15 protein-coding genes are annotated in these 8,199 nt (G+C 40.5%); 1 reads left to right on the top strand and 14 read right to left on the bottom strand.

The annotated features are described in order from the left end of the window. The first annotated feature begins 352 nt into the window (after window positions 1-352). Window positions 353-574, top strand: a complete 222-nt coding sequence (locus B5F91_RS11735) for a hypothetical protein (protein WP_204244687.1) — start codon at window positions 353-355, stop codon at window positions 572-574. A 191-nt stretch (window positions 575-765) separates the two neighbouring features. On the opposite strand, the gene B5F91_RS11740 is transcribed toward B5F91_RS11735, so the two are convergent. The 14 genes from B5F91_RS11740 to B5F91_RS11795 form a co-directional block, all read right to left on the bottom strand. Beyond that, entirely contained in the window at window positions 766-1,665 is a 900-nt protein-coding gene (locus tag B5F91_RS11740; RefSeq protein WP_087429268.1) for a WYL domain-containing protein, read from the bottom strand. Window positions 1,666-1,683: 18 nt separating this feature from the next. Next, on the bottom strand, window positions 1,684-1,902 hold the full coding sequence (locus B5F91_RS11745) for a hypothetical protein (protein ID WP_022040807.1): 219 nt from the start codon (window positions 1,900-1,902) through the stop codon (window positions 1,684-1,686). After that, window positions 1,902-2,126, bottom strand: coding sequence for a hypothetical protein (locus B5F91_RS11750; protein WP_144025110.1), 225 nt, complete (start codon window positions 2,124-2,126; stop codon window positions 1,902-1,904). Before B5F91_RS11750 ends, B5F91_RS11745 begins: the two co-directional genes overlap by 1 nt. A gap of 26 nt (window positions 2,127-2,152) precedes the next feature. Beyond that, window positions 2,153-2,734 carry a hypothetical protein gene (locus tag B5F91_RS11755; protein ID WP_087429271.1) on the bottom strand — a complete coding sequence of 194 codons (582 nt, stop codon included), beginning with the start codon at window positions 2,732-2,734 and terminating at the stop codon, window positions 2,153-2,155. 2 nt (window positions 2,735-2,736) lie between these two features. Further along, window positions 2,737-3,198: an HNH/ENDO VII family nuclease gene (locus tag B5F91_RS11760; protein ID WP_087396344.1), complete on the bottom strand. Its 462-nt coding sequence runs from the start codon at window positions 3,196-3,198 to the stop codon at window positions 2,737-2,739. 205 nt (window positions 3,199-3,403) lie between these two features. Continuing rightward, complete coding sequence (locus B5F91_RS11765) at window positions 3,404-3,625, bottom strand: DUF6140 family protein (RefSeq protein WP_087429272.1); 222 nt, start codon at window positions 3,623-3,625, stop codon at window positions 3,404-3,406. Between the two features lie 255 nt (window positions 3,626-3,880). Continuing rightward, window positions 3,881-4,888, bottom strand: coding sequence for a hypothetical protein (locus B5F91_RS11770; RefSeq protein WP_087429273.1), 1,008 nt, complete (start codon window positions 4,886-4,888; stop codon window positions 3,881-3,883). After that, window positions 4,888-5,868, bottom strand: a complete 981-nt coding sequence (locus B5F91_RS11775) for a hypothetical protein (RefSeq protein ID WP_087429274.1) — start codon at window positions 5,866-5,868, stop codon at window positions 4,888-4,890. Before B5F91_RS11775 ends, B5F91_RS11770 begins: the two co-directional genes overlap by 1 nt. Before the next feature lie 2 nt (window positions 5,869-5,870). After that, window positions 5,871-6,257 (bottom strand): hypothetical protein, encoded by a 387-nt coding sequence (locus B5F91_RS11780; RefSeq protein WP_087429275.1) that lies wholly within the window; start codon window positions 6,255-6,257, stop codon window positions 5,871-5,873. 12 nt (window positions 6,258-6,269) lie between these two features. Beyond that, window positions 6,270-6,593: a hypothetical protein gene (locus B5F91_RS11785; RefSeq protein ID WP_144025111.1), complete on the bottom strand. Its 324-nt coding sequence runs from the start codon at window positions 6,591-6,593 to the stop codon at window positions 6,270-6,272. Window positions 6,594-6,886: 293 nt separating this feature from the next. Continuing rightward, the gene (locus tag B5F91_RS11790; RefSeq protein ID WP_087429277.1) at window positions 6,887-7,075 is read right to left on the bottom strand and encodes a hypothetical protein; all 189 of its coding nucleotides are present in this window, start codon (window positions 7,073-7,075) and stop codon (window positions 6,887-6,889) included. Between the two features lie 158 nt (window positions 7,076-7,233). Then, the gene (locus B5F91_RS15215; protein ID WP_158099916.1) at window positions 7,234-7,407 is read right to left on the bottom strand and encodes a hypothetical protein; all 174 of its coding nucleotides are present in this window, start codon (window positions 7,405-7,407) and stop codon (window positions 7,234-7,236) included. 21 nt (window positions 7,408-7,428) lie between these two features. Then, the gene (locus B5F91_RS14965) at window positions 7,429-7,635 is read right to left on the bottom strand and encodes a hypothetical protein (protein WP_144025112.1); all 207 of its coding nucleotides are present in this window, start codon (window positions 7,633-7,635) and stop codon (window positions 7,429-7,431) included. A 35-nt stretch (window positions 7,636-7,670) separates the two neighbouring features. Further along, on the bottom strand, window positions 7,671-8,006 hold the full coding sequence (locus B5F91_RS11795) for a hypothetical protein (protein WP_239416419.1): 336 nt from the start codon (window positions 8,004-8,006) through the stop codon (window positions 7,671-7,673). Between the last annotated feature and the right edge of the window lie 193 nt (window positions 8,007-8,199).

Consider the following 8,199-nt stretch of genomic DNA (forward strand, 5'->3'; position numbering starts at 1 on the left):
CTCAGGTTAATATTGCGAATTGTTTTCGAGGATGTTTTTCTGATTTTATGAGGAGGATAGCGGGCTATCTGACGAATAAAATCGGGAAAATAGACCGGAAACAAACGCAAAAGAACCTGATAGAATATTACTTTATTGGAAAATTTAAACAGGCTCTTAGTTTATCAAACTATTGGTGTCCGATGAAACTATAATCTGTCAAAAAAAGGCTGTTTTCTATTTGGTAGATTCAGCCCCATGTGGTTACTTTGCGGTTTCGGAGATTATTGCCATTTGCCGCAAACGTTGGAAATAGAATTGCTCTTCAAGCAGATAAACAGAATTCCCCCTCAAATTCTTTTACGGGGAAAGCGTGAATGCCATTAAAATACAGATTTGGGTGACACTCATCGCCAATCTTCTGCTGACACTCATGCGGAAAGTGCTGATACGCTCATGGAGCTTCTCCGGACTGGCAACGATGGTCCGGATTATGTTAATTTTCTACCGCCTGTTCAACCATCCGGAAAGGGACTGGGAGGTCATACAGAAAGCAGCATCGGAAGGACCGACACCGTTGGAAATTTTCACATAGAAGGGATGGATAAAAAGTAAAGGAAGTAAGCCACGACTGAATACGCCATGGATTATTTCCAGCTATGATTCTAAAGTTTTATTGGACACCAATAATTATTTATGGTAAAATTTCTGTTTCATAATCGGGTTAGATTCAAATTTTCTTTTTATCGTCCCCCTGTTTCGAATACAGATGACAAAGTTTTGGGATTATAGGTAATGGGCAGACATCTCCCGAATGGTGTCTGCAATATCTTTTCTGAAGTATTCGGGAGTAAGGACTTCCATGTTGGTTCCTCTCGAAAGGATTTCTTGTTTGAAATCGAAAGTCGGTTTGATACGGTATTCGAAAATGGAGTATTCATCCGTTGTCTCTACTTCTGTTTGGGAGGAATGTAGTGGCAGGGCACGCACGTATTGCCGGTGTGTGGCAGATACTTTTATCCGTACAGTCTCGACATCCTCATCGTCTACAATGATGCCGAAACAATCGGCAAAATATCCTTCCGGGTCGAAAGTTTTTGGGTAAGTGAAATGTATGTCTGAAGTAGTCAGCTGGTGTATCCGGTCTAACGAAAACGTACGCAGGGCGTTACGCTCTTTGCAAAAGCCTACGACATACCAGCGTTGCCTGAACACTTTGATGCAATAGGGCTGTACGGTGTATAGAGTGGGGGTGTCGCGCCAATAACTTTGATGCAGCATGTTCACTTCCAGTCCGTCGCGCATCGATTCGATAATGGGAGTCAGGAATTGCCTGCCTGACGGTATGTTTTCGAATAAGATGCGACGTTTCAGGTGATGGCTTTCATTGATGAGATTGTTTACGGCAAACGTGTTGAGCAGCCAGTTGCGTACGCCTCCCTTTTCCATGTCGTCGGCATTCTCGATGTAGTAATAATAACCAGCTTTGCGGTCGCATTCGATATTGATGTCGAACACTTGCTCGATAGCGTTGCGCCAGTTGTGGAACGTGCGGTGTGGCAGGCTGGTCCCTTCACTTAACTGGGAACGCATCCACCGTTTGTTGATTTCTTCGAGAGTGATTTTTCCGGCACGGTAGATAGTATCTACCAGCCATATATATTTGTCAAACAGGTCTTTTGTCATGGTTTTTGGTCGTTTAATTTAATCGTAATACATCTTGACGGTCAGGTTGAAGCGTGAAATCTGCATCATGTCCTGCCACGAAAGCTTGTATGTTTCTTTCATGTAGCAGAAGTCTTTTCCCAACCCGTTTGCTTGTTTTTCTTTTAATCTGTCTTCCAAGATGGGATTGTACAGGCGTTGTTGGGGCTGACTATTGTCTTCCGGTTCTTTTTCGTTGACGTAGACATGGTCTCTCATCACACCCCAAAAAGGAGTATATCTGCGCTCTTCTCCGCAAAGCACTCCCCATAAATCGCACTCTTCGTCCGAATAACATCTTTCTTCCGTATCTTCCCTGTCCCAGATTTCCAAGTGCAGTGCAAACCATCTTGGTAGATGCGGATGATGATGTCTTCCAGTATGTCTACCGGCAGTTGTGTAAGGTCATCGTATTCGCATAAATACCCGTCTCTGTATTTCATGTGCGTGTTCCTTTTTCGCATGGGGTTCAATTATACATTTCTTGTAAGTATTCGGCAAACAGGTGTAGTCCTGTCTGCATCCGTTTGATGTCTCTTTCGTTATGGTACTTGGCAGGTTCGGTCAAATACTCGAAAGCAAATATCATCTCTTGCAGGGTGGCATCCCAGTGGGCACACTGGTCTTTGATGTCTGTGTAGATGCGGTTAAAGTAGCTGGGTGGACACTGGGTGTGTGCTGCAAAGTCTTTCAGTACAGGGAGTATCCGCTTGGCTATCAGTAGGTTTGTTTGAGCATAGTCTTCATCGTCTACAGCTATGTATTCGGCATTGAGAAAAGGCAGGCAGATGGCAAAATGATGTAACCCGAACAAGACACGGGCACAGGTTTCCAGATTTACATTTTCCTCTTCCTGTTGGTTGTCGAGTATGTAGTGCAAGGCAAATGCGGCTTCTTCATACGTAGGTTTCAATTGGTTGGGGATTTGTGCGTGACGCATGAATCCTTCCAACAGCGATACGCAGGCTCCTGCCGCATAGTCGGCAAAACGCCACACCCGTTCCCGTTTGTCCAGCTCTTCACCCGGAAATGTATGTTGTTTTCTTTCCATTGTCACATATTTGCTTGATATCTTGCTCTCCAGTGTGCAGCTTTCTCTTTCTCGAATGCTCTGCGGTCAATGTCCGAGTAGTCTTCGGTAGTATGCAGCACCGCATAGTTTTCCCCTTCCCGGTGTTGCGACCAGGTCAGTTCGGCAAGAGGCGAATCGGTCAGTTGCCCGATATGGTGCAGCTCGTATGGGTCTCCGTTTTCATCGTGTGGAGGATAACCTTCGCCCATTAAGTCGCTGTTTGTCCATCCACGCCACTTTTCCCCATGTTCCTTTATCCACCATTCCGGCATCTGATAGTTTGGGTCTATCCGGGGTTGGATTAAGGCTGGTTTTCCGTTGACAGTTGTTTCTTTCAATCCTGCACCGATGTAGATACGTGCTTCGGCTTCACATTGAATGGCATTGACCACAGTGTCTGACCAACCGGTCATTTGCTGGATTTTCTTTCTGAATGTTTCCATATAATCATCTTTGGTTATTGTTTACTTGTGCAAAGTTAGGGTGGGGAAGTGCCAAAACATTGCACAAGTGAATGAAAAAAAACAGGTTTCTGAAAGAAGATATACTTCAACTGCCAATGAAGATATACTGCGTTGACTGATGAAGTATATCTTCATCGGCAAAGTAAGATATACTGGCTTTTGAGAGTCAGATGAGAAGCCAATTTTAATCTAACTTTTTAAACTCAAAATCATTTGCTGAGCAGCATGCTTTCTTGTAATCGAAGTTGTAGAGTCGCATGTAGGCTTCCTGCACTTCCTTGGCTCCATTATAAAATGGAGTTATGGTGTGCGACTGGGTAGTGACGGTGACTACCATCTCCGGTGTGAGTACCGTACCATTCGTGCGCTTGATGCGCTTCGGGGTGATTTGGAATACTTTCGACATAACTTTCTTATTTATTCGTTTGACATTAATTTCTCTATCTCCGCAGCCCTTTCTTTCGAAATGCCCAGGGACTCCCGCTCACGTTCCAACAGACGTTTGGCACGGTCTGTCAAGGTGCCCTATGAAGCTAATTCCTCTATTTGTTTTAAATATTTATATGTAATTGTTGAAGGAGCAAATCCCTATTTGATATTGTGCTTTTGGATTTCCACTTTTTGCCTTTTCCTTGCTCATGACTGAACGGACCAATTGGGATTAAATATCAAACACAGCATTCTTATCTTCTAGTATATTTTTTACCTGCCCTATATCTGACAAAGCTTTGAAAGGGCTAGATTTTGCCAAGTCTGTAATGTTGTTCAAACTTATTGCAAGCAGTTTAATATCACCTGTTTCTAAGGCTTTATCTACACATTGAAACTGCTTTTCAAAGATAAGTCTACGTTCGTCGAATGTCTTTTCCAAATAAAGTTGAATGATATTTCGCATTGTGTCTATTTCTTTTATCTTGACTTCAGCCGCAGACCGTATTGCAACTCTTTTCGTCTTTTGCACTTCGGTAAATTTTGCAACATCCCTAGAAGCGTCAACGAACTTGTTAATTAAGTCTACCATCTCCAATGGAGAGACTTTCCTTCCTTTAGGATTCATCAGTCGACTTGACAAATCATTAATAAATTCGTCTTCTTCCAGAGCCGTCATATTATTTGAGACAGACACATAAGTTTCTTCTCTTTTTTTTATCGGCTTTTCTTTTACTTGTGGACAATCATCAACTTCTTCCACATAAGGAATTTCATCCAAGTCCCTTTTGTTACAATCATTCATGGCGCTGTTAATTTGTTCTAAAACATTCCTTAGGGTATCAGCATATTCTGATATACCATTGACACCAATTCCTATAAAGAAATTTTCAATATTATCAATATCTTCGCCCTTGATTTTACTTAACAAATCAGCAATCATGTTGTCCGAATTCTTGGCTGAAGATACAACTCTCAACAATGATTCAGCTATAGGACCACGCAAAGTTTTCTCCACATAGTTTGAATCTATATGGTTGTTGTTCATCTTTACGCTTAACAAATAGTCTGTCAATGATGAGAATCTGTCCACAAGTTCTTGCGCATAGTCTGGTCGTACTTGATATTTCTTGCAAAGAGAATCTAAATATTTTGAGACTTTTTGCGTTGTGATTACAACAGTAGCTCTTTTACCTATTGGTTTGACAAAAGACCACAATTTCTTATAATCTATTTTCATCACAAATTCCTGTTAAGTATCTTTTTTGTATTATTTGCTACAATTAGAGTATTGTCATTGAGGTTTCCATCAGAATCCATCAGTGAAACTTGGGCAATATCACTCATACCTTTTACAAGCAACGCCGCCTGCTGAAATGTTAGAACTTGATATTCATCGTCTGTCTGAAAATCGTAAACCAAAGGTTCAAGATATTGCAAGGCAGTAACGATATGATCTTTCAACTGCAACGTCAAATTCTGCAACTCCAGCGCGCGTTGGTTTATGTTATTCATAAGTTGCCAACCTAATTCGAGTTTGGCCTTGTATTCTTTCACCTCTTCCAAGTATGTTACAGCCTGTGTATATTTTTTTGAATAATATGCACTAGCTATCAGACCTGCAGATGCCAATGCTACAAGCCCTGTAGAAGCCCATGTTATGCCTGTTAGTACGGCTGCACCTGCCGCCATGCCACCACCGCCTGCAGCAAGTGAACCTCCACCAAGCCATGCCAATGTTGCATTCCATGCGGCCGCGCCTGAAAGCGAACTTATCGCTGTGCCTGTGCTTGCTGCTGCAAATGTGCTTACGCCCCACGTCACCGCTGATGGCACACCGCTTAATGCAGCAAGAGCCAAAGAGCCTGATGCGGCGACAGTTCCCAACGCCGTACCTGCATTCATATCAAGAGTCTTCAATTCTTGTATTTTTTCAGGCTTTATATCTATCTGACTATAAATTTCATATTCTTTGTCTTTATAGTTCTGACCCATGAAGTCAAGAAAATGTAGAAATGGACCTATTGTTTCTTTCAGTGCTTCAAGTCTTACTCTTGCAAATTTATCGAGAATTTCATTAGACTTACTGCGTCTTTTTTCATTTTCTTCTTGCAAATATGCCAGCAACTCATCAGCCTCAGCTTTCGTACTTTTAGCCTTTTTCCTATCCTGATAAGCTTGTATGCCTGACATTTTCTTTAAAAAATTTCCTATTCCCATTATCAAAAGACTTTTTTCTCTTTAATATTTCCGTTTAAATATTTGACGACATATTCACCTTCATATTTGCCTTTGTGATATGTGCCAGTGATATATTCGTTACCGTTTTTAAAAAAGATAGTAAATGGTCCTTCCAATGTGCCATCTTTCCAAAATCGTCGTTTATTAATTTCTCCTGTGGGATAATAGATGATGTCTTCGCCATCAAGGACTCCTTTTAGGAGATAATATTCCCGCTTAAGCTTTTTGTCAGGATAAAATTCTCTTTGTTTCCTGCGATAAAATCTCATGAAGAAATTTTTTCCCTTAGTATGAGATTTCTTGTAGATAATAACTACTATAATAATTGCAACAATTAAAATTGCAGTTGATAGAAATAGTATTTTCATTGATGTATGAATTTATCTGTTAAGTTCTATGCTGCCATCAGAATTGAACTTCACATTGTAGCCTTTAAACAAGCCTATTATGCCTAATCCAAATCCTGTAAGAATAGCAAGTTCAGCTATAGAAATAGTAACTCCACCAGCTGTTAGTCCCATTATACTTGCTGTACTAACTGCCAATGAAGTGCCGCCTGTAAATGGAGCAGCTGCAATGGCTGCGATACCAATTCCTGCTGCTGCCTGTCCAACTTTTTTGGCCGTTTTCTGTTTTTTTACTTTAGATTTCATTTTTTCAGCCAATGCACCTTTAATCAAGATGCGACTTTCTTTTGCTTTCAAAGCATTTTGCAATTCATTTTGGGTACAAACCGTGACCATAATTTATTCTGCTTAATTAGTTTGACATCGAACTATAAACTTTTCAAATACTTTAATAAAGCACCAAAAGAGTCAATACCGCTAAGATTTTAAGGAATTAGCGTTCTTTGTTCAGAAGAGGAATGCTTATGCATCTTAACTATGGCATCCCAGCCATTTTCCCCGTTTCTTTAGAACTTTAGCCGATGTAAGAGTAACATTTGCTTTCATGATGTTGTTTGTTTTGTTAATTGGAAGAAGCATTCATAATTGAATTACTTTTTCAATTGTTGAATGATTCCTGCAGCATTTGGAATGAGTCCTTTGCTACCCAAGTTTTTTAGAAGCTCTATCACTTTAGCCTTTTCTTCGGGGGAAAGGCTATTGTACCATTTAGCTAATGCCGCAATTCCTAAAGCAATAAGTTTCAGAATTTTTGTTGTAGAAATAGAATTGACTGCCATAATTTATTCTTTATTAAATACACTGTTTTTTTACTTGTTTTTTCAAATTCCTTCCTCTTTTTCCACAGAAATCCTACATTCTAAATATGTATAGACATTTCATCAAATAGAATTATTTATAGGAAAAGAAGAATGATGTATAGTAATATTCAACAATTCTATAGGCTTTTCAAATATTTCAGTAGAGCACTAAATCCGGCTAATCCTCCTAAAATCTTCAGAATTTTTTCTCTTTGTTCAGGAGTAGACTGCTTATACATTTCTACAATGGCATCCCAGCCATTTTTTGCCATTTCCAATACTTTGGTAGGTGTTATTGCTACATTATTCATATATCTAAATCTTTAAAACATTTATTTCTTTTCTTCCATCCTCTCCCAAATCCCCCGATAAACCTCTTCCGTCAACTTCCCGAACAAGCTGACTGGCCGTGTGCGGATGCTTCCGCACTTCGGGCAGGGTTGAGGCATCGAATATGCAGTGGCGCAATACTCGATGTCGGGGGCTTTGAACTTCTCGCCACATCGGGTGCACTTGAACAGGCTTATTCCTCTGAACATAGTTTTACTCCTTTTTATATAATAGGTAATAGGGGTTATAATGCAGGGGCGTGGGGGCCTTTGTTTGTGCTTTTGGGGTGGTTGACGCACTGTCCGCCAACCATCACCATGATGTTGGGGAACTTCTTTCCACAATACTTGCAGGTGTATTCCTGCTTTTCGCTTCCTTCGTACAGCTTGTGACGACCTTTGTTCGAGCCGTCGGGATGACGGGGGCACGTGGCGGAGGTGAGCTGGCGGACATCAGGGAATTTCTTTCCGCAATATTCGCAATAGTAGTGTTGTTTTTCTTTATCCGGTCGGTTCATATTGTTTCCTGTAAAAGATAAAACCGTGAGGACAATCATCAGTTGTAAAGTATGTGCACTCATAGTTGTTAGGGTTGCTTCATTTTTAAAGTTAGAGAAAATTCTTCAGAAACTGTTTTGAATTGATTTAAGAATAATGTTATAGGACTACATACAATTCAGAATCAGCCGGTCAATTGGAAAAATGTTATATCTTTAAAGGTACCAAACAATAAAGTTATGACACAGTATCCAACCGACCTGACTGAAAAACAGT

This window comes from Bacteroides sp. An322 (assembly GCF_002161765.1).
GTDB classification, from domain to species: Bacteria; Bacteroidota; Bacteroidia; order Bacteroidales; family Bacteroidaceae; genus Phocaeicola; species Phocaeicola merdavium.

Bases quoted from the DNA above. Each gene is read 5' to 3' on its own strand.
- B5F91_RS11750 (WP_144025110.1), bottom strand. From the start codon at position 2,126: ATGAAATACAGAGACGGGTATTTATGCGAATACGATGACCTTACACAA.
- B5F91_RS11780 (WP_087429275.1), bottom strand. From the start codon at position 6,257: ATGAAAATACTATTTCTATCAACTGCAATTTTAATTGTTGCAATTATT.
- B5F91_RS11760 (WP_087396344.1), bottom strand. From the start codon at position 3,198: ATGGAAACATTCAGAAAGAAAATCCAGCAAATGACCGGTTGGTCAGAC.
- B5F91_RS11775 (WP_087429274.1), bottom strand. From the start codon at position 5,868: ATGGGAATAGGAAATTTTTTAAAGAAAATGTCAGGCATACAAGCTTAT.
- B5F91_RS11765 (WP_087429272.1), bottom strand. From the start codon at position 3,625: ATGTCGAAAGTATTCCAAATCACCCCGAAGCGCATCAAGCGCACGAAT.
- B5F91_RS14965 (WP_144025112.1), bottom strand. From the start codon at position 7,635: ATGTTCAGAGGAATAAGCCTGTTCAAGTGCACCCGATGTGGCGAGAAG.
- B5F91_RS11795 (WP_239416419.1), bottom strand. From the start codon at position 8,006: ATGAGTGCACATACTTTACAACTGATGATTGTCCTCACGGTTTTATCT.
- B5F91_RS11770 (WP_087429273.1), bottom strand. From the start codon at position 4,888: ATGAAAATAGATTATAAGAAATTGTGGTCTTTTGTCAAACCAATAGGT.
- B5F91_RS11740 (WP_087429268.1), bottom strand. From the start codon at position 1,665: ATGACAAAAGACCTGTTTGACAAATATATATGGCTGGTAGATACTATC.
- B5F91_RS11790 (WP_087429277.1), bottom strand. From the start codon at position 7,075: ATGGCAGTCAATTCTATTTCTACAACAAAAATTCTGAAACTTATTGCT.
- B5F91_RS11755 (WP_087429271.1), bottom strand. From the start codon at position 2,734: ATGGAAAGAAAACAACATACATTTCCGGGTGAAGAGCTGGACAAACGG.
- B5F91_RS15215 (WP_158099916.1), bottom strand. From the start codon at position 7,407: ATGAATAATGTAGCAATAACACCTACCAAAGTATTGGAAATGGCAAAA.
- B5F91_RS11745 (WP_022040807.1), bottom strand. From the start codon at position 1,902: ATGAGAGACCATGTCTACGTCAACGAAAAAGAACCGGAAGACAATAGT.